We start from the raw sequence: 23,166 nt of genomic DNA, 5'->3' as shown, positions 1-23,166 counted from the left end.
TGCGGGTATGCGTCGCGACAATCGTTCATCATCCAGAAGACGCCCGGATCATGCATCGGCAGGTCCGGGCGCTTCTCGACGCCGGGCACGACATCACCTACGTCGCTCCCTTCACCGACTGCAACGTAACCCCGGATCCGCGGATCCGCGCGATCGACGTGCCCAGGGCGATCGGCAACCATCGCGGGCGCGCGCTGAAGGCCGCCAGAGGAGCTCTCAGGCGCGGGGTCGAGGGCGCCGACCTGCTGGTCGTGTACGACACGGAGCTGCTCTCCCGCCTGCCCAGGCACCGCCCCACCACCGTCTGGGACGTACGCGGTGAAGCCGGCGCCACACCTGCGCGCCGGGGCCTGCCCGCGCTGGTACGCCGGACCGAGGCCCGCGCGGAACACCGCCTGCACCTGATCCTGGCCGACGACTCCTACCGGGACCGGTTCTCCCTTCCCCACCCGGTCGTCCCCAACACCGCCTGCGTACCCGAGAGCCCGCCTGCGCGGCCCGGCCGCGACCGGGTGGTCCACATCGGTCACCTCTCCGAAGCAGGTGGCGTGGCCGAGCTGGTCGAGACGGCCAGGCGGCTGCTCCCCCACGGGATCAGGCTCGACCTGATCGGCGCCGCCGACGCCGGGGTCAGGCCGCTGCTCCGGGACGCGCAGCGGGAGGGCCTGCTCGACTGGTACGGCTACGTGCCCAACCGGCACGCGCTGCGGATGGCCGAGAGGGCGATCGCCGGGCTGTCGTTCCCGCACGAGGTGCCCGACGATCGATCCGTGCCGGCCAAGATCATCGACTACATGTCCCGGGGCGTCCCCGTGGTCACCGTACCCCTGCCCGCCGCCGCCTCCCTGGTCGAGCGGACCGGCTGCGGGGTCGTCGTCCCCTTCGGGGACGTCGGGGCGGCGGTACGCGCGGTGCTGGCGCTGCGGGACGATCCCACCGGGGCGGTGGAGATGGGCGGGCGCGGCCACGCCGAGGCCCTGGCCCATCACAACTGGCCGGACCACGCGGGTGCGTTCGTCGAGCAACTGGAGGAATGGGCGGCCGGACCGGTGACGTCCGGCCTGGAGGTTGGTGTACTGGAGGCATGGCACGCCATCTGATTCAGGGACGCGAGATCACCATGCCGGTCCGCGTCCGAGACGCCATGGTTTGCGGCGCTTCCTACCTGGTCCGGGCGGACGCCGCACGGGCCGTGATCGCCTACTCCCACCTCGACGTCGCCGAGGTGCTGCCCGGCAAGGCCCTGTGCACGCTGATGTTCGCCGACTACCTCGACGGTGATCTGGACCCCTACCACGAGTTCGGCATCGCCTTCCTGGCCCGGCCACCCGGCGCGGACCACGCCCCCGGCGGGGGCCTGCGCGCGAACCTGTCCGAGCTACGCAGGACCGGCGCCGGGGCGTTCATCCACTGGCTCCCGGTCGACCAGGGCTTCACCCTGGAGGCAGGCCGCACGATCTGGGGTTTTCCCAAGGAACTGGCCGACATCGACCTGCGCACGTCCTCCCCCTACAAGCGGTGCATCCTGCGCCAGGACGGGCGGCTGGTGCTGGACCTGTTGATCAAACCCGGCCTGCCGGTGCCGGGCACCGGCATGATGACCGCCCTCGACGCCTACAGCCACCTGGACGGCGTCACCCGCCGCATCCCCTGGTCGATGTCCCCCCGCGGCATCCGCACCCGCCCCGGCGGCGCCCTGATCCGGCTGGGCAACCACCCGATCGCCAGGGAACTGAGCGAACTCGGCCTGCCCAGACGAGCCCTGGCCACGGCCACGGTCTCCCACATGGCCATGACCTTCAACGAGGCCAAGGAACCCTGACCGCCCACTGTCAGGCCCGATCGCCGGGCCCCGGCGGAGATGGTCCGCGGTTCTTCAATGATCAGAACCGGGTGTACGCCAGTTCGGTCACCGTGCAGTCGGCGTCGATGACCGGGATGACCCGCCACTTGTCGAACGTCGTGCACGGGTGGGAGATGCCGAATGCGATCAGGTCACCCACCGCGAGCGGCCGGTCCGCCAGTATGGCGAGATACGCGTGCTGGTCGTTGACGGCGGTCACCTGTACCTCGCCGTTGAGCCGGGTGGTCCGGCCGGTGCGGTCGCGCACCATGCGGGGCACCGGCAGTCCGTCGTCGGCGGAGGCGTCCCGTCGGCCCAGCCCGGCGAGCGCCAGCGTCGGCTCGGGGCGTGACAGCACCGGCGCCCAGATCCGCAGCGCTTCGCGGAGCCGGTACGGGGCGCGTGGCCGGGCGCCGAACGGCGAGATCGCGTCGTAGCCACCGGCGTCATGGGTGACGTAGCACCCGCTGCGCAGGACGGTCCGGTACGGCGTGCCGGCAAGGGCCGTCGGCAGTCGCCGTACCACCCGGTCGAAGTAGGCGCTGCCGCCCACCGTGACGATCGGTGGTGGTCCCGCGCCGAGTAGCCCGTCCGCGTACGCGGTGCGCGCCACGCCGGACAACCGGTCGAGGAGCCGGTCGACCAACGCCAGGGTGCCGGCCAGGTCGGCCCCGTGCAGGATGCCCTCGAAAGCGGAGAATCCGGCCAGCCCCATCGGGCCGCCCGCGGTCCTGGCCGCCAGGGCGAGCACGTCGCGGTCGTCGCGCAGACCGGTCCGTCCGCCGGTCACCCCGAGCTCGACGAGAACCCCCACCCGGCCGCGCAGGCTCGCGTCGATGCCGGTTTCCAGAGCGCGCAGCGCGGTCGGCGAATCGGCGTAGCAGTAGAGTTCGAGGTCGTCGTAGCCGGCCAGCACGCCGTTGAGGAGCCGGAGCGAGCCGGGGTCGACGACGGGGTTGGCCAGCAACAGGCGGCGCACGCCCATGTCGGCTACCGTCCGGGCCTGCCACGCCGTCGCCACGCTGATCGCCCACGCCCCGGCGGCGAGTTGCCGTTCGATGATCTGCGGGCACATCGTCGTCTTGCCGTGCGGGGCCAGCAGCACGTCGTGGGCCGCGCAGTAGGCGGCCATCGTGGCGACGTTGTGCTCTAGTTCGTCCCGGAGCAGTACGGCGGTGGGCAGCGGGAACGTGCCGTCGAAGAGCCGGGCTCCGCGCGGGTCGGCGACGTCGGGCAGCCCTTTCGCCGGCCTGACCGTCGGCTCACCCGGCATGGCGCAGCACCTTTCCCGGGCGGGCGGTGCGGAGCACGCCGTCCCGTACGACGATCTGCCCGCCGACCACGGTCAGCGCGATCCCGACCGGCGCCTGCCGGGGCCGTTCGAAGGTGGCCCGATCAGCGACCACGGCCGGGTCGAAGGCGACCAGGTCGGCGACGAACCCCGGGCGGATCTGCCCGCGATCGCGCAGGCCGAGCCGGGCCGCCGGGGCGGCGGACATCTTGTGTACCGCGTCGGGCAGGGCCAGCACGCCGAGTTCGCGGACGTAGCGCCCCAGTACCCGGGCATTTGTGCCGTAGGCGCGCGGGTGCGGCTGATCGGCGCCGGCGTGCAACGGCAGCGCGTTGCCGTCCGAGCCCACGATCGAAAGGGGGTGGGCGAGGAACGCGGTCATGTCGGTCTCGGTGCGGTAGTGCAGCACCACCTGAGCCGCGCTGCCCAACTCGACGCACAGGTCGAGTAAGACCTCCTCGGGCGGCCGCCTCCGACGCCGGGCGATCTCGGCGATCGAGCTGCCGGGCAGGTCGTCGTGCGGCCCGGCGGCGGTGATCACAACCCGGTCCCAGTGCCAGGGAATCCCGCCGAAGAAGCCAGTGCGAATGTCGCAAAGCGCGCGCTGCCGCCATGCGACGTCGCCGGAGCGCCGGCGCAGTCCCGCACTGCCGTCCCGCTGTACCCACTCGGGAAGGTACTGCACCAGCGCCGAGGACGAGGCGTCGTAGGGGTAGACGTCGAAGGCCACGTCGAGGCCCTGTGCCTCGGCGGCGTCGAAGCGGGCGAGCGCATCGGCGGCACGGCCCCAGTAGGCGGGATCGTTCAGCGCGAGGTGAGAGAACTGCAGTCGCCCCCCGGTGCGCCTGGCGGTGTCGACGGCCTCGTCGACGGCCTCCAGCTCCCGGCCCGCCGAGGCCCGGGCGTGGGTGGCGTAGACGGCGTCGTGCCTGGCGCAGATCTCGACCAGCGCGGCCACCTCGCCGGGGTCGCCGAGCGAGGACGGCGTGTGGGTGAGCCCGGTGGACAGACCGAACGCGCCGGCCGCGAGCGCCTCGTCGAGCAGGTGCCGCATGCGCGCGACGTCGTCGGCGGTGGCCGTCCCGTACGGGTCGTCCATCGCGGCGATCCGCAGCGCGCCGTGCCCGGCGAGGGCGGCGACGTTGATGGCCGGTCGCACGTCGGCCAGGGCCTCGGCGTACCCGTCGAAGTCGGTCCAGGTGACCTGGGCGGGGCCGTCACCCAGGCGGGCGAGGTGGTCGGTCAGCAGGTGGTGACGGGCCGGACGCACCGGGAACGCCGAGTACCCGCAGTTGCCGACCACCTCGGTGGTCACGCCCTGCAGGGCCTTGCTCTCGCCGCGCGGGTCGAGCAGCAGGCTGACGTCCGAATGGGTGTGGATGTCGATGAAACCGGGAGCGAGGGTGAGCCCGGTCAGGTCGACCGTCTCGACTGCCGTCGTGCCGTTCGCCGCGGAGGCTTCCGGTGCCTCCAGGTAAGTGATCTGGTCCGAGGTCACCCCAATGTCGAGCCGGCGCGCCGGCGCGCCGGCGCCGTCCAGCACGGTGGCCCCGTGCAGCCACAGGTCGAAAGCCATCGGGACTCCCCTTCCAGGGATCACGTGAGCGCGTTGCCGAGCTCCACACATACGTCGGCCAGGCGCTGCCCCACCGCGGCCAGGGTCTCGCCGGTCATCCGCGAGGTGGGCGCGGAGACGCTTATCGCGGCGACCGGCCGGCCCTCGCCGTCCAGGATGGACGCGGCCACACAGCGGGAGCCCACCTCGTTCTCCTCGTCGTCGACGGCGTAGCCGAGCCGGCGGAAGGCCGCGAGGCTCTCCAGCAACTCGTCGGCCGAACCGGCGGCGTTGGAGGTGAGCTGCGACCAGTCGGCCTCGGCGAGCTGCTCGCGGGCCTCCTCTTCGGGGAGCGCGGCGAGGACCGCCTTGCCCAGCGCGGTGGTGTGCACCCTGTCGCGCAGCGCGATCTGCACCGTCGTGCGCAGCCGCTGCACGCTCTCCACCGCGTCGAGGTAGACGACCTGGCCGTGACTGACCACACCGAGGTTGACGGTCTCGCCGAACTCCTCGTTGAGCGACTGCATGGCCGGGCGGATCAGCCGGACCAGGTCGGTGGAGTTCCGCGCCGCCCGGCTCAGGCCGTAGAGCGCGGGGCCGAGCGAGTACTCCCGGCGCACCTCGTCGCGCACCACGTATCCGCGCTGATCGAGGGTTTTGAGTATCCGGTACGCCGCGGGCTTGGTGATCCCGGTGTGCTGGCAGAGATGTGCCACGGTGCAGGGTGCGCTGGTCGCCATCCGGTCGAGGATGTCGAGTGCCTTGACGAGGACTCCCACCTCGTCGGACCGCCGTTCGCTACTCACCGGTACCTACTCGCTCCTTCCGGGCAGCCGCCCGCTCATTGATAAGTACGTTATACGGAATTAGATTTCGCTTATCGTACATCAGGGTGATCGGAAGGGCAAAGTGATGACGGTGCGGATCGGGCTGGGCGGAATCTGGCAGGAGACGAACACCTTCGCGGTCGAGCCCACCACACTGGCGGACTTCCGCCGGTACCAGTTCTTCGAGGGGCCGGAGCTGGTGGCCTCGCTGCGCGGTACGGGCACCGAGCCGGGTGGGGCCATCGACGCCGCCCGGCAGCGGTCGGCGTACCCGGTGGGGCTGTTCTTCGGCGCCGCTCTGCCCTCCGGCACGGTGCGGTCGCAGGCGTTCGAGTCGATGCTGCGCCGGCTGGTCGCCATCACCCGGGCGCGGCTTCCACTCGACGGTCTGGTGCTGTCGCTGCACGGCGCGATGGTGGTCGACGGCCATCCGGACCCCGAGGCGGAGATCGTCACGGCGCTGCGTGCCGTCGTCGGCGACATCCCGATCGGCGCCACGCTGGACTACCACGCCAACGTCGGCGCGACCCTGCCCGAGGTCACCGACATCCTGGTCGGCTACCGCACCTATCCGCACGTCGACATGGCCGAACGCGGCGCGGAGGCGATGGAGGCGGTGCTGCGCCTGCTGCGCGCGTCGCGGACGGGACGCCGCCCGGCCCGGCACCTGGAGAGGCTTCCGCTGCTCACCGTGCCCCCGGCCCAGGAGGATGTGGCCGAACCGATGCGGTCCATCCTCGCCGCGGCCGAGCAGTTACGCGCCGAGCCCGGTGTCTGGGCCGCCAGCGCGCTTCCCGGGTTCGCCTACGCCGAGAGCGGCCGGCTCGGGTTCGCGGTGTATCTCGCGGCGGAGACGCACGCGGTGCCGCGCGCCCGGGAACTGGCCGCCCACGTGTGGCGGGAGCGCGACGCGTTCTCCGCTCCGCTGGTCGGCCCGGCCGACGCGGTGGCCGCGGTGGCCGGCGTCCGGGGGCCCACCGTACTCGTCGACGTGGCGGACAACGTGGGCGGCGGCTCACCGGGCGACGGTACGGCGCTGCTCCACGCGTTGACCCGGGCCGGGGTGTCGGGCGTCGTCGCGGTCATCTGGGATCCGGTCTCGGTCTCCGCCGCACACGCGGGGTCCGCCGACCGGATGGAGCTGTGGGTGGGCGGCCACAGCGACCCGGCGATGGGACCGCCGTTCCGCGCGTCCGGGCCGGTCCGCCGCTTCGGCTCCGTGTCGTACCTGCGCACCGGCTCGTACATGCGCGGCCAGCGGGTGGAGATGGGCCGGGTGGCGGTGATCGAGGCGCCGATCGGCGCGATCGTCCTGACCGAGAACCGGGTGGTCCCGTTCGATGACGATCATCTGCGCGCGCTGGACCTCGCACCGCGCAGCGCCCGCGTGATCGTCGCCAAGGGGGCCATCGCCTGGAAGGCCGCGTTCGCCGGTTACGCCGCGCAGACCGTCTACGTCCGCACTCCGGGCTACTGCCCGGCCGCGCTCGACCAGCTCGACTACCGGTCACGCCCGGCGCCGCTCTACCCGCTGGAACGTGACCCGGCCTGGGAGTCCGCGGTGGCCGCCGGGCTGACCTCGGGGAGCCTTCCGTAACCTGCCCGGTCACAACTCGATACCAGTCGGAGATCACGATCCGTTGAGTGATTGACACAGAGTTGCGACATTCCTAGCTTGGTCCGCATAGCAGAAAGACAGTCCGCATAGCGGACTAACCCTAAGAGGTGGCAATGCCTGACGCATCGAAGGGCCCAGGGCAGTTCAACCGGCGCGATCTACTGCGCCTCAGCGTCATTACCGGAGCCGGGCTCACTGTCGGTGCGCCGCTGCTCAGCGCGTGTTCGGTCGACAGCGGGTCGGGCTCCGGCTCGAAGCAGAGCGCTGGGTCGGGTGCCACCCAGAAGGCGATCGGCAACGGCATCACCGAGAAGAAGAAGCTGGCGCCCTTCCAGTTCGGCGCTCCGGCGGGAGAGAAACCCTCGATCCCGAAGCGGATCGCTTGGGCCAACACCTCCGATGCCGAGTTCTTCCTGCAGATCACCCGATCCATCGAGCTGGCCGCCACGGCGCGCGGGCTGGAGTTCGTGACGGCGATCGCCAACGACGACTCGGCCAAGAACGTCGAGCAGATCGAGACCTTCCTGCAGCGCGGCATCGGCGCGCTGTGCATCCAGCCACTGGACGCCAACGCCCAGGCTCCGCTGATGAGGCGCGCGATCGAGGCGGGCGCCGCCGTGATGTCGCTGGTGACTCCGCCGAGCACCTCACAGGCCGTCGCCGACCAGTACAAGGTCGGAAACACCCAGGGGCTGGCAGCCGCCAAATACATCACCGAGAAGCTGGGCGGCAAGGCCAATGCCGTCTACTTCAACATCGACACCATCGAAGTGCTCAAGGCCCGGCACCAGGGCGTGCTGGACGGTCTGAAGACCGCCGGACCGGGCGTGAAGATCATCGCCGACGTCCAGCCGCCGGCTCTCACGCAGGATGGTGGCTTCAAGGCGATGAACACCATCCTGCAGGCCCACCCCGACGTCAACGTCATCCTGGGCGGCGACACGTTCTGCCTGGGCGCGCTGTCGGCGCTGCAGGCCGCGGGCAAGGACCGGCCGGAGATGTACCTGTCCGGGATCGACGGCGACGAGCAGGCACTGGCCGAGGTCCGCAAGAGCGGAGCGTACAAGGCCAGCTTCGCCTTCGCTTACCCGCTGATGGGCTACGCCTGGGGACAGTTCGCGGCGGACTGGCTGGAGGGTAAGCCGATCCCCCAGGTCATGCAGTTCAACGCCATCGAGCTCAACTCGGCCGAGACCATCGACAAGTACCGGGCCGACATGAAAGCGGTGGCCGAGACCTGGCAGAACGCCGGCACCTACTTCACCCTGCTGGGCTCCATCCGCTACCAGGAACGTGACCAGTTCATCAACTACGCCGCCTGAACCGCCGCCTGAGGGGTTGCTGTGTCGATCAGTTCCGTGCTGGTGAACCGCCGTTACCTGGTTCCCGGCGAGCCCAGCCGGCGTACCGGGCTGGCCCTGCTCTGCGTCGTCCTGGTGGCCTACTTCGGGTTCGCCTACGACAACTTCTTCACGGTCTCCAACGGTCTCGCCATTCTGATGAACATCTCGGCGATCGCGATCGCGGCGGTCGGCGCGATGTTCCTGGTCGTCTCAGGGAATGTCGACCTGTCGATCGGCGGCCAGTACGCGCTCATCTCGGTGATCATCGCGTACTTCGCCCAGGACCAGGGCAGCGTCTGGGTCGCGGTGCTCGCCGGGTTGGTCGCCGGGCTGATTCTCGGCCTGACCAACGGGATCCTCGTGAAGTACATGAAGATCTCACCGCTCATCGTCACGCTGGGCACCATGGCGGTCTTCAAGGGCCTGGCCTACCTGGTCAGTGAGGGCAAGTCGGTGTTCGGCTTCTCCGACGCCTTCATCTTCCTCGGCCGTGCCCGGATCGACAACGTGCCACTGCCGGTCATCATCGCCACGGTCGTCTTCGTGGCCGGCGGCTTCTGGCTGCTGCGCGCGGCCACCGGTCTGCGGCTGTTCGCCATCGGCGGCAACCAGCAGGCGGCCAGGCTGACCGGGATCGACGTCGACTGGGTGATCGTCCGGCTGTACGTGCTCAACGGCCTGTTGATGGGCGTGGTCGCGCTGCTGACCACCGCCCGGCTGGGCAGCGGCACCCCGCAGATCGGCACCGCCTTCGAGCTGGACGTGCTCACCGCCGTCATCCTCGGCGGAGTCGGGTTCGCCGGCGGCAGCGGGCACCCGGCCGGCGTTTTCGTCGGCGTCGCCACCATCGGCATCCTCAGTTCCGGTCTGATCTTCGCAGGGCTGGCGGACTGGTGGCAGCAGATCAGCAAGGGTCTGGTGCTGCTGCTGGCCCTCGGCGCCGACCAGATCGCCGAGCACCGGCGGGCGCGATCGGCGCGCGACGACGCGCCCCCCGAGGCGGGCGAACCGGTGGCGGCAGGCGTGTCGCCACCCACCGACTCCGACGACGAGTACGGCCTGGGTGTGCAACGAACCCGCGAGCCGGGCGACGTGGTGCTCACCGCGACCGGCCTGTCCCGCCGGTTCGGACCGGTCTTCGCACTGCGCGACGGCACGTTCTCGGTGCGCGGCGGCGAGGTCGTCTGCGTCGTCGGTGACAACGGCGCCGGCAAGTCGACGCTGATCAAACTGATCTCGGGCGTCTACAAGCCGGACGCCGGCCGCATCGAACTGGACGGCCGGCCGGTCGAGTTCGGCGGCCCGATCGACGCCCGGCGGGCCGGCATCGAGACGGTGCACCAGGATCTGGCGGTCTGCCCGAATCTCGGGGTGGCCCACAACCTGATCCTGGGCGACGAACCACGGCGCCGGATGTTCGGGCTGATCCCGGTACGCGACGACGCCGCCGCCGTCGCCCGCACGAGGACGCGGCTGGCATCGCTGGGCATCACGCTGACCGACATGAACCGGTCGGTGGGGCGGCTGTCCGGCGGCCAGCGCCAGTCGGTCGCGATCGCCCGTGCCATGAAGGAAGACGTCAAGCTGGTCATCCTCGACGAGCCCACCGCGGCGCTGGGTGTCGCGCAGACCCGCAACGTGCTGCGCATCACCCGGCAGGCCGCGGAGAACGGCGCCGGTGTGATCCTGATCAGCCACGACATCCGCACCGTCTTCGCCGTCGCGGACCGGGTGGTGGTGCTGCGGCTGGGCCGGGTGGTGTACGACGACTCGGTCCACCGGATAACCCACACCAGGCTGCTGCACCTGATGGCCGGCCTGGAGGACGTCGACGATTCCACCAGCAGGATGGGGAAGTGACATGGACGACTTCGACCTGACCGGCCGCCGGGTACTGGTCACCGGTGGCGGGGACGGGCTCGGCCGGCAGATGACCGAGGCGTTCGTGGACGCGGGTGCCGACGTGGTCATCTGCGGGCGCCGCCTGGAACCGCTGGAGCGGACCGCCGCCGAGCTGGCCGAGCGCGGTGACGTCCGGCCGGTCCGGGCCGACGTGACGGTCCCCGCCGACGTGGACGCGCTGGTCGCCGCGGCCGGCGAGATCGACGTGCTGGTCAACAACGCCGGACTGGCACACCGGACCCCCTGGCAGGAGGTCGACTCCGCGGAGTGGCGACGGATCATGACACTCAATGTGGAGGCGCCGTTCTGGCTCTGTCAGCGTTTCGTACCCGGCATGATCGAGCGCGGCTGGGGCCGGGTGATCAACGTCGCCTCGGTGTACGGGCTGGTCGCCGGCGATGCCGGCCGCTATCCGGGCCTCGGCCTGGACATCGCGTCCTACTTCGCCAGCAAGCACGCCGTCATCGGGATGACCAGGTTCCTCGCCGCCCAGGTCGGGCCGACCGGGGTGACGGTCAACGCGCTGTGCCCCGGCATGTTCCCCAGCCCGGCCAACGACGACGCGTTACGACCCGAGGTGATCGCGGCGTTGTCCGACGGCACCCCGATGCGCCGGCTGGGGACCGACCGGGAACTGCGTTCGGCCGTCCTGTTCCTCGCGGCGCCCTCCTCCTCGTTCGTCACCGGGCAGAGCCTGGTGGTCGACGGCGGATGGACGATCTGGTGAAGGAGAGCGACTGATGGAATTCGACGTGTCACGCGCACAGATCGAACACGCCTCGGCGGTGGTCGCGGGTGGGGTGAACAGCGCCTTCCGGCTCGGAATACGCCCCCATCCGCTGGTCTTCGCGTCGGCGGACGGCCCGATCCTGACCGATGTCGACGGCAACCAGTTGATCGACTACTTCCTCGGCATGGGACCGATGCTGCTCGGCCACCGGCCACCGGCCGTCGTCGAGGCCGCGCGGGCGCAGCTCGACCGCAGCATCCTCGTCGCCGGGCAGACCGAACTGGAGTACGCCGCCGCGCGGTTGCTGGTCGAACTGGTGCCCTCCGCGGAGCTGGTTCGCTTCTCCGTCTCCGGCAGCGAGGCGGTACAGGTCGCGCTGCGGGTGGCGCGGGCGGCCACCGGGCGGTCGACGGTGGTCAAGTTCGAGGGCCACTATCACGGCTGGTTCGACAACGTCCTGTGGAGCGTGGCGCCGGACCTCTCCGAGGCCGGCCCGCGCGAGGCACCGGTGCCGCTCCCCGGCTCTGCGGGCCAGATACCCGACCGGAACATATCCGTACTGCCCTGGAACGACACCGAGGCCCTACGCGACCGGCTCGGCTCAGGCGACGTGGCCGCCGTCATCATGGAGCCGGTCATGTTCAACAGCGCCGGTATCGTTCCGGCGCCGGGATATCTCGAAGCGGTCCGCGAGGCCTGTGACGCCGCCGGGACCGTGCTCGTCTTCGACGAGGTGATCACCGGTTTCCGGGTCGCCCCGGGCGGCGCGCAGCAGCGGTTCGGCGTGCTGCCCGACCTGACCGTCCTCGGTAAGGCGCTGGCCAGCGGGTTCCCGGTGGCCGCGCTGGTGGGCCGGCGGCGGTACATGAACCTGGTCGCCGACCGGCAGGTGCTGCACGGCGGCACCTACAACACCCAGTCCATCGCGATGGCCGCCACGCTCGCCACCCTGACCCAGATCCGGGACGGCGCCCCCTACCGGCGGATCGACCAGGTCGGCACCCGGTTGATGGCGGGGCTGCGCGAGGAGTTCGCGGCAGCGGGGGTGGACGCCCGGATCGTCGGCTATCCGGCCGTGTTCCACGTGCGGTTCGGCACGGTGCACCCGCGCGACTACCGCGAGGCGCAGCAGGCCGACACCGCGCGGTACGCCGACTTCGCGGCGGCGCTGCTGCGCCACGGGGTGCGGGTGCTGCCCCGAGGCACCTGGTTCGTGTCCGCCGCGCACGAGGACAGCCATGTCGACGCCACCCTTGCCGCGGTTCGCGCGGTACTCGCCGGCGCCCGACCAGAAGGGAACGTCTCTTGAAGATCGTTGACATTCGTGCGACCCCGGTGACGGTGCCGCTGCGCCGGCCGCTGCGCTGGTCCTTTGGTGTAGAGGTGTCCACCACCCGTACCATCGTCGAACTGATCACCGACGAGGGACTGATCGGCGTCGGCGAGACCCGGGGTGGCGATGAGATCGTGCGCGCCCTCATGCTGCACCGCGACCTCTACATCGGAGTCGATCCGATGGAGGTGTGGCGGATCACCCGCCGCTTCAGCGTCTTCCGGATGACCAGCGAGCAGTTGGCGCTGGTCGGCGCCGCGAAGCTGGCCGGTGCCGCCGTGGAGATGGCCTGCTGGGACCTGGTCGGCAAGGCGCTGGGCAAGCGCTGCGGGGATCTGTGGGGCGGCATCGAAACCGAACAGGTGGAGTTCGCCGCATATGTCTTCTACCGCTACGCCTCCGCGGGCGAGATCGGTAACGGCGACCGTCCCGAGGACGCCGCCGACCATGCCGAAGAGCTGTTCGACACATACGGTTTCTCCGACATCAAGTTCAAGAACGGGGTCCTGCCGCCGGAGCAGGAGATCGCGTCGGTCCGGATGATGCGGGAGCGGCTCGGTTCGCGGCTGCGGTACCTGCGGATCGATCCCAACGCGGTGTGGTCGGTGGAGACCAGCATCCGGGTGCTCAACGAACTGGCCGACTACGGCCTGGAGTTCTGCGAGGATCCGACCTGGGGGATCGAGGGAATGTCGCTGGTCCGGGAGCGCACCCCGGTGCCGTTGGCCACCAACATGTGCTGCGTCACGTTCGAGCAGATCCCGCTGTCGGTACGGCTGCGCGCGGTCGACGTGATCCTCGGCGACGTCCACTTCTGGGGCGGCCCCAGCTCGGTGCTGCAACTGGCGAAGGTGTGCGAGACGTTCAACCTCGGGCTGAGCATGCACAGCGACCGCGAGCTGGGCATCTCCACCGCGGCGGTGCTGCATGTGGCGGCCGCGGAGACGATGGTCAGTCACGCCGTCGACTCCCACCTGCCGGAGCAGGCCGACGACATCATCACCGCGCCGTTCACCTTCCGGAACGGGCGGATCCAGGTGCCGACCGGACCCGGGCTCGGCGTCGAGATCGACCAGGACAAGCTGCGGTTCTACGCGGACTACCACCGCAGGAACGGTGAGGGCAGCGAGTTCGCCGACGCCGCGCAGCCCGGGTTCCGCGCGAAGTTCCCGAGGTTCTGATGTCGGCACGGCCATTGGCCGGCCGGGTGGCCGTGGTGACCGGGGCGGCGGGCGGCATTGGGCAGCGGATCGCGCAGCGGCTGGCGGCCGACGGCGCGGCGGTCGCGGTGAACTACCACCCGGCAGCCGGCGAGGAGGCCACCGCCGAGGCGCTGGTCCGGCAGATCGGTACCGATCGGGCCACCGCGATTCCCGCCGACGTGTCCGACCCGGACCAGGTCGCGGAACTGATGAGCACGGCACGCGACCGGTTCGGGCCGGTATCGGCGCTGGTGTGCAACGCGGCGACGTCGGTGGCCGCGCAGGGCGACTGGCGACGGCTCACCGCCGAGGACTGGTCGCGGGTGCTCGCGGTCAATGTCACCGGCGCCTTCCTCTGCGTCCAGGCGGCCTATCCCGACCTGGTCGCCGGCGGCCACGGTGCGGTGGTGGTGATGTCGTCGGTCACGCCGTTGCTCGGCCGGACCGGGAACCTGCACTACGTGACCTCGAAGGCCGCTCTGGTCGGGCTGACCCGGGCGCTGGCCCGGGAGGCCGGTCCGGACGGCGTGCGGTTCAACGCCATCGCGCCTGGTGCGATCCGTACCCCGGCGGAGTCGGTGTACGGCGATGAGACCGAGCTCGCCGCGGCCATGTCGGCGGTACAGTCGCTGAGCCGGCGCGGCGAACCCGCGGACGTGGCGGCGGCGGCGAGCTTCCTGCTGAGCGACGACGCGTCGTTCGTGACCGGGCAACTGCTGGTCGTCGACGGTGGCTGGGTGATGCACTGATGCCGGCCCGGATCGCCGTCGCGAGTCTCATCCAGGAGACCAACACCTTCTCCCCGCAACCGTCCGCCATGGACGACTTCCGGGCGCAGGGGCTCTGGCTCGGTGCCGAGGCCAAGGCCCGGTCCGCCGGCACCAACACGGAGTTCGCCGGTGCGGTCGAGCGGATCGAGGAGGCAGGAGCACGGCCAGTGCCGATCATGCGTGCCTGGGCGATGTCCGGCGGCGTCCTCGACAGCCGCGCCTTCGCCACCCTGCGGGGCCTGCTGTCCGACGGCCTGGTCGCCGCCGGACCGGTCGACGCGCTGGTGCTCTGCCTGCACGGCGCGCTGGTCGCCGACGGCGCGGCCGACGCCGACGCCGTGCTGGTCGAAGCCGCGCGCGCGGTGCTCGCTCCCGGCGTGCCACTGATCGTGACACACGACCTGCACGCCAACGTGACGCGGCGGATCGTGCGCACCGCCACCGCGCTGATCGGCTTCCACACCTACCCGCACGTGGACCAGGGCGACACCGGGCGGCGCGCCGCCGACCTCGCGCTGCGCGCGGCGGCCGACGGGCCGCGGCCGGGTACGGTGGTGGCCAAGCGGCCCATGCTGGTGCCGGCCGAGTCGCAGGCCCTGGCCGACCCGCCGATGGCACGGCTGCGCGCGCTCGCCGACGCGGCGACCGGCGGGCCGATCCTCGATGTGTCGCTGTTCCCGGTGCAGCCCTGGCTGGACGTGCCGGAGCTGGGGTTCGGCGTAACGGTCACACACAACGGAGCGCCGGGCGCCGATTCCGCGGCCGAAGCGGTCGCCGAGCGGATCGCCGGCGAGGCGTGGGACGGCAGGGCCGGGTTCGCGGTCGAGCCGGTACCGGTCACCGAGGCCATCCGCCGGATCCGCCCGGGTACCGGACTCGGGCCGGTGCTGCTGGTCCAGTCCGCCGACTCGCCCACGGCGGGGGCCACCGCCGACAGCGCCGCCGTGATCGCCGCACTGCGGGAGCACGGCCGGGGCCTGCGGGCGTACGCGACGGTGGTGGACGCGCCGGCGGTGGCCGCGTGTTTCGCCGCAGGCCCCTGGGCCACGGTCGACACCGTGGTCGGCGCGACCCTGGACCCGCGGTGGTCCGCGCCGGCGCCGCTGACCGGAACCGTACGGCGGCTGGGCGCGGAACCGGTCATCCTGACCGGTGACTCGATGACCGGCCAGCCTGTCTCCATGGGCCGCTGGGCGACCGTGGACACCGGCGAGGGCTTGGTGGTGCTGGTGACCGAGCGACCGGCACCGACCTTCGATCCCGCCGGATACCGGCATGCCGGGCTCGAACCCGCCGACGCGGACACCGTCGTGGTCCGCTCGGCCACCATGTATCGGGCCGGGTTCCGCGGCATCCACGCCGGCGCGATCCTGCTCGACCTGCCCGGCGCCAGCACGCCCCGGCTCGACTACCTCGAGTTCCGGCACGCGCCGCGACCGCTTTATCCCCTCGACGATCCGCCCCCGGCGGGAGGCAGCCGATGAACGCCACACCAGCCCCGCTGCGACTGGCGGACAACCGGATACCGGTCTACTACTCAGGCGGCGAGCGGATCACCGAGTTCCGGGGCGGCGGTGCCGGCCCGACCGGCCCGGAGGACTGGGTCGGGTCGCTGACCGCCCTGCCCGCCGCCATCCTGCCGCCCGGGTACCCGTCGGACACAGGGGTCTCGCGCACCGACCGCGGCTCGCTGCGCGACCTGGTGGCAGCCGACCCGCAGGCCTGGCTGGGGCAGGAGCTCGCCGCCGCCTACGGCACGGAAAGCGGGCTGCTGGTCAAGCTGCTCGACGCGGGCGAACGGCTGCCGGTGCACTGCCACCCGACGCGCGACTTCGCCCGTGCCCACCTGGGCAGCCGGTTCGGCAAGACCGAGGGCTGGATCGTGCTGGCCGCCGCGCCCGGCGCCCGGGTCTGGCTCGGCATGCGTGACCGGGTCGGCACCGAGGAACTGCGGCGCTGGATCGCCGCCCAGGACAGCACCGCCATGCTCGCCGCGATGAACGAGATCCCGGTGACCGGCGGCCAGGTGTTCTACGTACCCGCCGGGCTGCCGCACGCGATCGGCGCCGGGGTAATGGTGACCGAGCTGCAGGAGCCGACATCGTTCTCGGTGCTCGCCGAGCACGACGCGTTCGGGCTGGGACCGGCGGCGGCGACGCTCGGACTGGGCTGGGATCTCGCGCTGACCTGCTTCGACCTGAATGGCTATGCAGACCGGCTCGGCGAGCTGACACCGGCGCCCCGTGACCTCCGGTCGTCCTCCGGCGGCCGGCTGCGCAGCCTCTTCCCCGCCGACGCGGACGCCTACTTCCGCGCATGGCAGGCGGAGTGCACCGAGGAACAGGCACTGCCGGTCGCCGGCTTCGCCGTCCTCGTCGTCACCGACGGCGCAGGCACACTGGTCTGGAACGGCGGAAAAACCCCCATCGCGCGCGGACAGACGCTGGTGGTGCCCGCCGCGGCCGGACCGCTGCGCCTGCGGGGCACGGTCCGGGTGATCGCCTGCCTGCCGCCGGAGTGCCGATGAACCTCGGCCGCCTGCCCCGCCTCCCCGCGCGCACCGTACAGGTCGTCGACAGCCGGTGTGCGCTGGCGGAGAGTCCGCTGTGGATGCCCGACACCGCGGAACTACGCTGGGTCGACGCGGTACGCGGCGAGCTGCACACGCTGCGTCCGGGCGGGCACGAACACCGGCCCGTCGCGGCCGGGGTGGTCAGCGCGGTCGCCGCCGAGACCGGCGGCGGTCTGGTACTCACCGTCGACCGGCAGGTTCTTCGCCGTGCGGACGGGCCGGGCGGACCGGCCACCGTACTGGCGCGGATCCCCGACCGGCCCGCCGGGATACGGTTCAACGACGCGAAGGCGGGCCCGGACGGCCGACTCTGGGCCGGCACGGTCTGTCCGGGGCAGCCGGGCGCCGCCGCACTGTGGTCGATCGACCCGACCGGCGAGACAGTCCGGCACTGGACCGGGATCAGCCACGGCAACGGCATCGCCTGGAGCCCGTCCGGCGACACGATGTTCTTCGTCGACAGCGGCGAAGGAACCGTGTCCCGCGCCGCGTTCTCCCACAGCGGCGGGGTCGGGGCGCGCGAGGTCATCGCTCGGATCTCCAATGGCATCCCCGACGGCCTGACCGTGGACGCGCAGGCCGACCTGTGGCTCGCTGTCTGGGGTGCCGGCTGTCTGGTACGGCTGCGCGCCGACGGCACGCCGGTCGGGCGGGTCGACCTGCCCGACCGGAACGTCACCTCGTGCGCCTTCGCCGGCCGCGACCTCGACCTGCTCGCGGTGACCACCGCCGCGGACGACGTCGACCCGGCCGGCGGCGGGGGGTCGGTCTACCTGCTCGACGTCGGCCGGTGCGGCATCGCCGGTTATCTGTTCGGCACGACCGCGGGAAGGAGCGGTGACCATTGAGCATGCGACAGGTGTGGATCAACGGGCCTGAACTGGTCGAGGTGCGCGAAGTGCCGATCCCCCGGCCAGAGGCGGGCGAGGTTCTGGTACGCATGGCCTACGCCGGTATCTGCGGCTCGGACCTGCACACGCTGCGGCGCGGGCATCCATGGCTGCCCTACCCGATCGCGCCGGGCCACGAGGCGTCCGGCGTGGTGGCCGAGGCCGGCCCCGGCACGGCCGGGCTCGCGGTGGGCGACGCCGTCTACCTGCGCCCGAGCCTGCACTGCGGACAATGCTTCTACTGCCGGCGCGGCCGGGAGAACCTGTGTGCCAACCTGGTCGGGATCGGCTCGCACCGGCCCGGCGCGTTCGCCGACTACTTCGCGGTGCCGTACGCCGCGCTCGCACCGGTCCCCACCGGCGTCTCCCTGCGTGCGGCGGCGATGACCGAGCCGCTGGCCACCGCGGTGCACGCGGTCGGCCTGGCGGCCGGGCGCGGCGGGCGGCTCGACGGGTGCACGGTCGCCGTGCTCGGCGGCGGCACGATCGGGCAGTGCGTGCTGCTCGCGGCGCTCGACGCGGGGGCCGGTGCGGTGGCGGTCACCGATCCGGTCGCGGGCAAGCGGGCGCTGGCCACCCGGCTGGGCGCGGTGGCGGCCCTGGACGCGGCCGACCCGGCGCTCGAAGCCGGCCTCGCCGGCGTTCTCGGCGGCCGGCCGGACGTGGTCTTCGACTGCGTGGCGACCGCGGGCTCGCTGGGTGTCGCGATCTCGCTGTCGTCACGCGGCGGCAGCGTGATCGTCGTTGGCGTCGGCCACGGTCCGCTGGAGGTCGCCATCGAGGCCATCCAGGACCAGGAGATCCGTATCGCCGGCTCGGCCATGTACGTACCGGACGACTTCACCGCCGCAGAACGGCTCATCGCCGCCGGAGCGCCGGTCGACCGGCTCGTCACCTCGGTATGTCTGGTCGGCGACGCGCCGGACGCGCTGCGCACGGCGGCCACCGGTACCGAAGTGAAGATCCACATATCCGGGCCGGCCGCCGGCTGACCGTTGAAGGAGGAAACCCGATGCGCGTAGCCACGCCGGTGCTGTTTCAGGCGGGTACCCCGCACCGCGTCGTCGAACTGGACGTCGACGAACCCCGCGCGGGCGAGGTACGGGTACGGATGGCGGCCTCCGGAGTCTGCCACAGCTGCCTGTACACGATGAACGGCCAACACACGGGGATCCCGATGCCGATCGTGCTGGGCGACGAGGGGGCCGGGGTGGTCGAGTCGGTCGGCCCCGGCGTCACGTCGGTCGCCGAAGGCGACCATGTCATCGTTTCCTGGGCGCCCGGCTGCGGCCGGTGCCGGACCTGCCTGCGGGGAGCGCCCGCCCTGTGCACCGCCCAGCCGCCCCTGGGCCGGATGGCCGACCACACCACCCGGTTTCACCTCGACGGCGCGGAGGTCTTCCACTATGGCCCGGCCACCAACGCGCCGCTGACCGTGCTGAACGAACGCGCCGTGGTCACCGTCGACCCGCGGATCCCGCTGGACCTGGCCGCGCTGATCGGATGTGCCGCCGCGACCGGGGTGGGCGCGGTGCGCAACACCGCGCGGGTGCGGACCGGCGAGAGCATGGTGGTGGTCGGATGCGGCGGGGTCGGCATCAGCGCGCTGCACGCGGGCGCACTGGCCGGCGCGTACCCGATCGTGGCCGTCGACGTGGTGCCGGAGAAGTTTCCCGCGCTCACAGCGCTCGGCGCCACGCATTGTGTGGACGCGACAGCGGACGACGCCGCCGAGCGCATCCTCGACATCACCGGCGGTGGCGTGGACTACGCGTTCGTCACCAGCGGTGCGCCGTCCGCGTTCCCGATCGCGACGCGCGTCCTGGCCGCCCAGGGCACCTGCGTGCTGATCGCCGGGTATCCGGACGGTGCGACTCTCTCCTTCGACCCGGGACACCTGCTCAACGGGGAACGCCGGATCATCGCTTCCAAATACGGCTCGTCGAATCCACCGGTCGACTTCCCCGATCTGGTCGACCTCTATCTCGCCGGGCGGCTGCGCCTGGACGACCTGGTCTCCGGAAGATGGCGGATCGATCAGGTGGACGAGGCGTACGACGCGCTCAGCTCCGGCACCCAGACCCGCGGCCTGATCGTCTTCGCGTGACCCGAACGAGGAGAAGCCAATGTACGCCGTAGTGGTAACGGCACCGGACCGGCTCGCCGTGACCCAAATGCCCGATCCGACACCGGCACCCGACGGCGTGGTGATCGCCGTCCGTTCGTGCGGCATCTGCGGCACCGACCTGCACCTGGTCAGCGGCGACCTCGGGGTGGACCGGCTGCCGCTGATCCCCGGGCACGAGCCGTACGGCGAGGTGGTCGCGGTCGGCGCCGGCCTCGTCTACCGCTGACCCTGTAGCCCATCCGTTCCCACCTGGAGAAACGTTCATGTACCTGATGCGCAGTCGCCGTCGGCGGCCGGGAGTATCCGGCTGTGGAGTTCCGCGAGGGGGACCTGCCGGCCCGCAGGACCTGAACCGCTCCGGCGTACGGGACGTCGGAGCATTTCACGCCCGTCTGCGGGGTGGGACTGGAATGCGGTCGAGGTCGTGGGCGACGACGATGTCGCCACGGAACGCGGCGGCCGCCTGGTCGGCGAAGCGGTGCTCGTCCTCGGCGCGGTACCGCTCGGAGAAATGGGTGAGCCCCAGCCGCCGGACGCCGGCCTCGGAGGCGACCCTGGCTGCCTGGCCGGCGGTGACCTGGCCGTCTTCCCGCAGCCGACGTATGGCGAGGCCGTGCACGCCTCGGGCGGCGAGTTCGTCCGGCAGCATGGTGATGCCGTCGGGCTCGACCAGGCGATAGCCGTACGCCTCCACCGGATGGTCGAGCCGGCGGGCCGTCAGGATGAACGGCGCGCCGGTGGTGTCGAGTTCCGCCACGGAGCCGCCGAGCGGCTGCTCGCGGATCCGGATGGTGTCGTGGAAGATCGTCGCATGCCGCAGCCGCTCCCAGTAGAGCGCACCACTGGCGGGAAAGGCCGCGTTCGCCTCGGCCACCCCGTCCCGTGACATCCGCTGGACGATCCCCGGCACGCCGAGGCAGTGGTCGCCGTGGAAATGGGTCAGGCAGATCCAGTTGATGTTGTGCACGCTGAGCCCGGCGTGAATCATCTGCCGCTGCGTCCCCTCTCCCGGGTCGAACAGCAGGCCGTGTCCGTCCCAGTGCAGCGGATAACCGTTGTGATTACGGGTACGGGTGGGAACCGCACTGGCGGAACCGAGCACAACAATCTCACGTGCGGACATACGTCAATGATCACTTAACGGGGGGCGGCGAGCGACCGAATAACGACCGGGTGAACGGCTCCGGCTCGTTCGAGGAGGCCCGCGCCCGGGTGAGCGCACCCCGGCGGTCCAGGTACGAAGTCAGCCGTCGAGTTCCAGCAGGGGCAACTCGGCCCTGGTCGGGAGACCCTGCCAGTCGCTGGGGCCCGAAGAGGCGAAGGCGGAGAGCAGGAATCCACGCCGCAGCCGGTCGGTCGGGTGCAGTCCTTCCAGCGCCGCGCTGAGATAGCCCGCGACGAAGGCGTCCCCCGAGCCGTTGGGATCGACCACGGGTGCGGAGACTCCGGCGGCGTCATGACGGACGCCGTCGACCCGGACGCTCGCCCCCCGGGTGCCGCGCATCACGATGACCTCGCGGTCTCCGGCGAGCGCGGGCTTGACCAGGTCAAGCTCGCTCTGCCGGACGAACAGCACGTCCGCCGAGCAGGCCAGCACGCTGAGGATCTCCTCGGCCTCCCGCAGGTCGGGCCAGAGCTGGTCGTGGTAGTCGATCGCCACCGAGACGGGGACCCCCGCGGTCCGCGCGGCCCGTACCGCGGCGTGCATGGCGTCCCGCGCGCTCAACCCGGCGGTGATCCCGCTGACGTGCAGGACGCGCGATGCCGCGACCCGGTCGACGGGAACGTTCCCCTGGGCGAGCCTGACGCCGGTGCGGTAGTAGGTGACCCTGGCGGCCTGACCGAGCCTCGACTCCTTCAGGATCATCCCGGTCGGCGACCCCTCGTCCACCCGGGCGTCTGAGACGTCCACCCCCTCGCCACGCAGCACGGTGAGGATCCGTGCCCCCAGCTCGTCACCGCCGACCTTGCCCAGCCAGCTCACCCGGTGGCCGAGCCTGGACAGCCCGATCGCGACGTTGAACTCGGCGCCGGCGACGTCCAGCCTGGCCTCGTGCTCGTGGCGGATCCGGCCGCTGGTGACCACGCCGAACGCCTCGCCGAGGGTGTAAACGTCCATGCCTGACCGGGATTCAGACGATAGGTGGGCGGCCGAGGCGCAGCATGCGCCAGGCGGTCTTCCAGCCCATCGGGCGGCGCTCCCCCGCAGGCTCCCTGAGCCCCTCGCCGAAGCCCTTGAACCAGGCGCGCAGGGCGGGCCCCGAGCGCTCGCGGAGCAGGGTCAGGATGATCCAGTTGAGCAGGTAGAGCGTCGCGAGCGCCCAGGGAAGGTTGCGGCGGGCCAGCCAGACCCGGTTGCGTGCGTTGAGCCGGTAGAAATCGGTGTGCCTGGTCGGAGGGACCTGCGGGTGGTACATGACCGTCTTGGCGTCGTACTCGATGCGGTAGCCCTCGCCGAGCAGCCGCCAGGCCAGGTCGGTCTCCTCATGAGCGTAGAAGAAACGCTCGGGAAGCCCGCCGACCTGGAGGAACGCCGACCGGCGGATGGCGCACGCGCCGCCCAGGAAGGTGGTGACCGGGGAGGAGCGCTCGGGGTCGCCCGCCCGCAGACGGGGAACGTGGCGGCGCTGGCCGATACCGCCGTCGGGGTCCTTCACCCGGAAGGAGACGACCGCGAGGTCGTGCTCGGTGGAGAAGCGCTCTCGCAGGTGGGAGACGAGCCCCGGGTCGGCGTACCAGCCGTCGTCGTCGAGGAAGAGGACGACATCGCCCGTACACTCCTCGACGCCCCGGTTGCGTCCCGCGGGAATGCCCGTGTTGTGACTCAGCCGCACACTTCTGATCGAGGCCGAGGACCCCTCGGGCACGGTGACCGACAACTCGGGCACATCGACGCCGTTGCCGACGATGACCACCTCGACGTCGCCGTCGACCTGGTTCAGCGCGGACTCGACCGCCCGGTCCAGCTCGGGGATCCGGTTACCCATGGTGAGGATGACGCACGAGATCTTCAACGGGTCATCGCCTTGACGCGTCGAGAGCACGTACGGAGCATACGTTCATGATCACCGAGTCTGCTGGGTCGGGCAATTCTGGCAGGGTCAAAGCTTCCTTGTTTACCGGAAACAAGCGTATCGGAACCGTCGGCGAACACCTGCCAAA

21 protein-coding genes are annotated in these 23,166 nt (G+C 71.4%); 15 read left to right on the top strand and 6 right to left on the bottom strand.

All coding sequences use genetic code 11. The annotated features are described in order from the left end of the window. Positions 1 to 50 precede the first annotated feature (50 nt). Both OG884_RS23160 and OG884_RS23155 read left to right on the top strand, forming a co-directional pair. Complete coding sequence (locus OG884_RS23160) at positions 51 to 1,100, top strand: glycosyltransferase (RefSeq protein ID WP_326636069.1); 1,050 nt, start codon at positions 51 to 53, stop codon at positions 1,098 to 1,100. Continuing rightward, entirely contained in the window at positions 1,085 to 1,822 is a 738-nt protein-coding gene (locus tag OG884_RS23155; RefSeq protein ID WP_326636067.1) for an acetoacetate decarboxylase family protein, read from the top strand. Before OG884_RS23160 ends, OG884_RS23155 begins: the two co-directional genes overlap by 16 nt. 61 nt (positions 1,823 to 1,883) lie before the next feature. Here the strand turns inward: OG884_RS23155 and OG884_RS23150 are convergent, their stop codons facing one another. Genes OG884_RS23150 through OG884_RS23140 form a run of 3 tightly spaced genes read right to left on the bottom strand, consistent with a single transcriptional unit; the run spans position 1,884 to position 5,495 of the window. After that, positions 1,884 to 3,116, bottom strand: a complete 1,233-nt coding sequence (locus OG884_RS23150; protein ID WP_326636065.1) for a hypothetical protein — start codon at positions 3,114 to 3,116, stop codon at positions 1,884 to 1,886. Further along, positions 3,106 to 4,710, bottom strand: a complete 1,605-nt coding sequence (locus OG884_RS23145) for an N-acyl-D-amino-acid deacylase family protein (protein ID WP_326636063.1) — start codon at positions 4,708 to 4,710, stop codon at positions 3,106 to 3,108. The genes OG884_RS23150 and OG884_RS23145 overlap by 11 nt, the downstream gene beginning before the upstream one ends. A gap of 20 nt (positions 4,711 to 4,730) precedes the next feature. Then, positions 4,731 to 5,495 carry an IclR family transcriptional regulator gene (locus tag OG884_RS23140; protein ID WP_326636061.1) on the bottom strand — a complete coding sequence of 255 codons (765 nt, stop codon included), beginning with the start codon at positions 5,493 to 5,495 and terminating at the stop codon, positions 4,731 to 4,733. 106 nt (positions 5,496 to 5,601) lie between these two features. Here OG884_RS23140 and OG884_RS23135 point away from each other — a divergent pair, with 106 nt between their 5' ends. From OG884_RS23135 to OG884_RS23075, 13 genes are all read left to right on the top strand, one after another. Beyond that, the gene (locus tag OG884_RS23135; RefSeq protein ID WP_326636059.1) at positions 5,602 to 7,113 is read left to right on the top strand and encodes a M81 family metallopeptidase; all 1,512 of its coding nucleotides are present in this window, start codon (positions 5,602 to 5,604) and stop codon (positions 7,111 to 7,113) included. Between the two features lie 134 nt (positions 7,114 to 7,247). Further along, positions 7,248 to 8,456 (top strand): sugar ABC transporter substrate-binding protein, encoded by a 1,209-nt coding sequence (locus tag OG884_RS23130; protein WP_326636058.1) that lies wholly within the window; start codon positions 7,248 to 7,250, stop codon positions 8,454 to 8,456. Between the two features lie 21 nt (positions 8,457 to 8,477). Continuing rightward, positions 8,478 to 10,337: an ABC transporter permease subunit gene (locus OG884_RS23125; RefSeq protein ID WP_326636056.1), complete on the top strand. Its 1,860-nt coding sequence runs from the start codon at positions 8,478 to 8,480 to the stop codon at positions 10,335 to 10,337. 1 nt (position 10,338) lies between these two features. After that, the gene (locus tag OG884_RS23120) at positions 10,339 to 11,106 is read left to right on the top strand and encodes an SDR family NAD(P)-dependent oxidoreductase (RefSeq protein WP_326636054.1); all 768 of its coding nucleotides are present in this window, start codon (positions 10,339 to 10,341) and stop codon (positions 11,104 to 11,106) included. Positions 11,107 to 11,119: 13 nt separating this feature from the next. Further along, on the top strand, positions 11,120 to 12,418 hold the full coding sequence (locus OG884_RS23115) for an aspartate aminotransferase family protein (protein ID WP_326636052.1): 1,299 nt from the start codon (positions 11,120 to 11,122) through the stop codon (positions 12,416 to 12,418). Then, entirely contained in the window at positions 12,415 to 13,623 is a 1,209-nt protein-coding gene (locus OG884_RS23110) for an enolase C-terminal domain-like protein (protein WP_326636051.1), read from the top strand. The genes OG884_RS23115 and OG884_RS23110 overlap by 4 nt, the downstream gene beginning before the upstream one ends. Further along, positions 13,623 to 14,393, top strand: a complete 771-nt coding sequence (locus OG884_RS23105) for an SDR family NAD(P)-dependent oxidoreductase (protein WP_326636049.1) — start codon at positions 13,623 to 13,625, stop codon at positions 14,391 to 14,393. The genes OG884_RS23110 and OG884_RS23105 overlap by 1 nt, the downstream gene beginning before the upstream one ends. Continuing rightward, a complete protein-coding gene (locus OG884_RS23100) occupies positions 14,393 to 15,898 on the top strand; it encodes a M81 family metallopeptidase (RefSeq protein WP_326636047.1) in 1,506 nt (501 codons plus the stop codon). Before OG884_RS23105 ends, OG884_RS23100 begins: the two co-directional genes overlap by 1 nt. Beyond that, positions 15,895 to 16,941 (top strand): class I mannose-6-phosphate isomerase, encoded by a 1,047-nt coding sequence (locus tag OG884_RS23095; RefSeq protein WP_326636045.1) that lies wholly within the window; start codon positions 15,895 to 15,897, stop codon positions 16,939 to 16,941. The genes OG884_RS23100 and OG884_RS23095 overlap by 4 nt, the downstream gene beginning before the upstream one ends. Continuing rightward, positions 16,938 to 17,834, top strand: coding sequence for an SMP-30/gluconolactonase/LRE family protein (locus tag OG884_RS23090; RefSeq protein ID WP_326636044.1), 897 nt, complete (start codon positions 16,938 to 16,940; stop codon positions 17,832 to 17,834). The genes OG884_RS23095 and OG884_RS23090 overlap by 4 nt, the downstream gene beginning before the upstream one ends. 2 nt (positions 17,835 to 17,836) lie before the next feature. Beyond that, positions 17,837 to 18,868, top strand: coding sequence for a zinc-dependent alcohol dehydrogenase (locus tag OG884_RS23085; RefSeq protein ID WP_326646974.1), 1,032 nt, complete (start codon positions 17,837 to 17,839; stop codon positions 18,866 to 18,868). Positions 18,869 to 18,888: 20 nt separating this feature from the next. After that, positions 18,889 to 19,983, top strand: coding sequence for a zinc-binding dehydrogenase (locus tag OG884_RS23080; protein WP_326636042.1), 1,095 nt, complete (start codon positions 18,889 to 18,891; stop codon positions 19,981 to 19,983). A 19-nt stretch (positions 19,984 to 20,002) separates the two neighbouring features. Continuing rightward, positions 20,003 to 20,230 carry an alcohol dehydrogenase catalytic domain-containing protein gene (locus OG884_RS23075; protein ID WP_326636040.1) on the top strand — a complete coding sequence of 76 codons (228 nt, stop codon included), beginning with the start codon at positions 20,003 to 20,005 and terminating at the stop codon, positions 20,228 to 20,230. Positions 20,231 to 20,386: 156 nt separating this feature from the next. On the opposite strand, the gene OG884_RS23070 is transcribed toward OG884_RS23075, so the two are convergent. From OG884_RS23070 to OG884_RS23060, 3 genes are all read right to left on the bottom strand, one after another. Further along, positions 20,387 to 21,127 (bottom strand): MBL fold metallo-hydrolase, encoded by a 741-nt coding sequence (locus tag OG884_RS23070; RefSeq protein ID WP_326636037.1) that lies wholly within the window; start codon positions 21,125 to 21,127, stop codon positions 20,387 to 20,389. Between the two features lie 120 nt (positions 21,128 to 21,247). Beyond that, a complete protein-coding gene (locus OG884_RS23065) occupies positions 21,248 to 22,123 on the bottom strand; it encodes a sugar kinase (RefSeq protein WP_326636035.1) in 876 nt (291 codons plus the stop codon). Positions 22,124 to 22,136: 13 nt separating this feature from the next. After that, positions 22,137 to 23,018, bottom strand: a complete 882-nt coding sequence (locus OG884_RS23060; protein WP_326646972.1) for a glycosyltransferase family 2 protein — start codon at positions 23,016 to 23,018, stop codon at positions 22,137 to 22,139. Positions 23,019 to 23,166 lie beyond the last annotated feature (148 nt).

Source organism: Streptosporangium sp. NBC_01755 (assembly GCF_035917995.1).
GTDB lineage: Bacteria > Actinomycetota > Actinomycetes > Streptosporangiales > Streptosporangiaceae > Streptosporangium.
The sequence above is the reverse complement of the archived record's forward strand: the minus strand, read 5'-3'. Positions and strand labels throughout refer to the sequence as shown.

What these genes read in the sequence shown, in the direction of transcription:
- OG884_RS23160 (WP_326636069.1), top strand. Translation starts at nt 51, where the DNA reads ATGCATCGGCAGGTCCGGGCGCTTCTCGACGCCGGGCACGACATCACC.
- OG884_RS23155 (WP_326636067.1), top strand. Translation starts at nt 1,085, where the DNA reads ATGGCACGCCATCTGATTCAGGGACGCGAGATCACCATGCCGGTCCGC.
- OG884_RS23150 (WP_326636065.1), bottom strand. Translation starts at nt 3,116, where the DNA reads ATGCCGGGTGAGCCGACGGTCAGGCCGGCGAAAGGGCTGCCCGACGTC.
- OG884_RS23145 (WP_326636063.1), bottom strand. Translation starts at nt 4,710, where the DNA reads ATGGCTTTCGACCTGTGGCTGCACGGGGCCACCGTGCTGGACGGCGCC.
- OG884_RS23135 (WP_326636059.1), top strand. Translation starts at nt 5,602, where the DNA reads ATGACGGTGCGGATCGGGCTGGGCGGAATCTGGCAGGAGACGAACACC.
- OG884_RS23130 (WP_326636058.1), top strand. Translation starts at nt 7,248, where the DNA reads ATGCCTGACGCATCGAAGGGCCCAGGGCAGTTCAACCGGCGCGATCTA.
- OG884_RS23120 (WP_326636054.1), top strand. Translation starts at nt 10,339, where the DNA reads ATGGACGACTTCGACCTGACCGGCCGCCGGGTACTGGTCACCGGTGGC.
- OG884_RS23115 (WP_326636052.1), top strand. Translation starts at nt 11,120, where the DNA reads ATGGAATTCGACGTGTCACGCGCACAGATCGAACACGCCTCGGCGGTG.
- OG884_RS23105 (WP_326636049.1), top strand. Translation starts at nt 13,623, where the DNA reads ATGTCGGCACGGCCATTGGCCGGCCGGGTGGCCGTGGTGACCGGGGCG.
- OG884_RS23100 (WP_326636047.1), top strand. Translation starts at nt 14,393, where the DNA reads ATGCCGGCCCGGATCGCCGTCGCGAGTCTCATCCAGGAGACCAACACC.
- OG884_RS23095 (WP_326636045.1), top strand. Translation starts at nt 15,895, where the DNA reads ATGAACGCCACACCAGCCCCGCTGCGACTGGCGGACAACCGGATACCG.
- OG884_RS23090 (WP_326636044.1), top strand. Translation starts at nt 16,938, where the DNA reads ATGAACCTCGGCCGCCTGCCCCGCCTCCCCGCGCGCACCGTACAGGTC.
- OG884_RS23085 (WP_326646974.1), top strand. Translation starts at nt 17,837, where the DNA reads ATGCGACAGGTGTGGATCAACGGGCCTGAACTGGTCGAGGTGCGCGAA.
- OG884_RS23080 (WP_326636042.1), top strand. Translation starts at nt 18,889, where the DNA reads ATGCGCGTAGCCACGCCGGTGCTGTTTCAGGCGGGTACCCCGCACCGC.
- OG884_RS23075 (WP_326636040.1), top strand. Translation starts at nt 20,003, where the DNA reads ATGTACGCCGTAGTGGTAACGGCACCGGACCGGCTCGCCGTGACCCAA.
- OG884_RS23070 (WP_326636037.1), bottom strand. Translation starts at nt 21,127, where the DNA reads ATGTCCGCACGTGAGATTGTTGTGCTCGGTTCCGCCAGTGCGGTTCCC.
- OG884_RS23065 (WP_326636035.1), bottom strand. Translation starts at nt 22,123, where the DNA reads ATGGACGTTTACACCCTCGGCGAGGCGTTCGGCGTGGTCACCAGCGGC.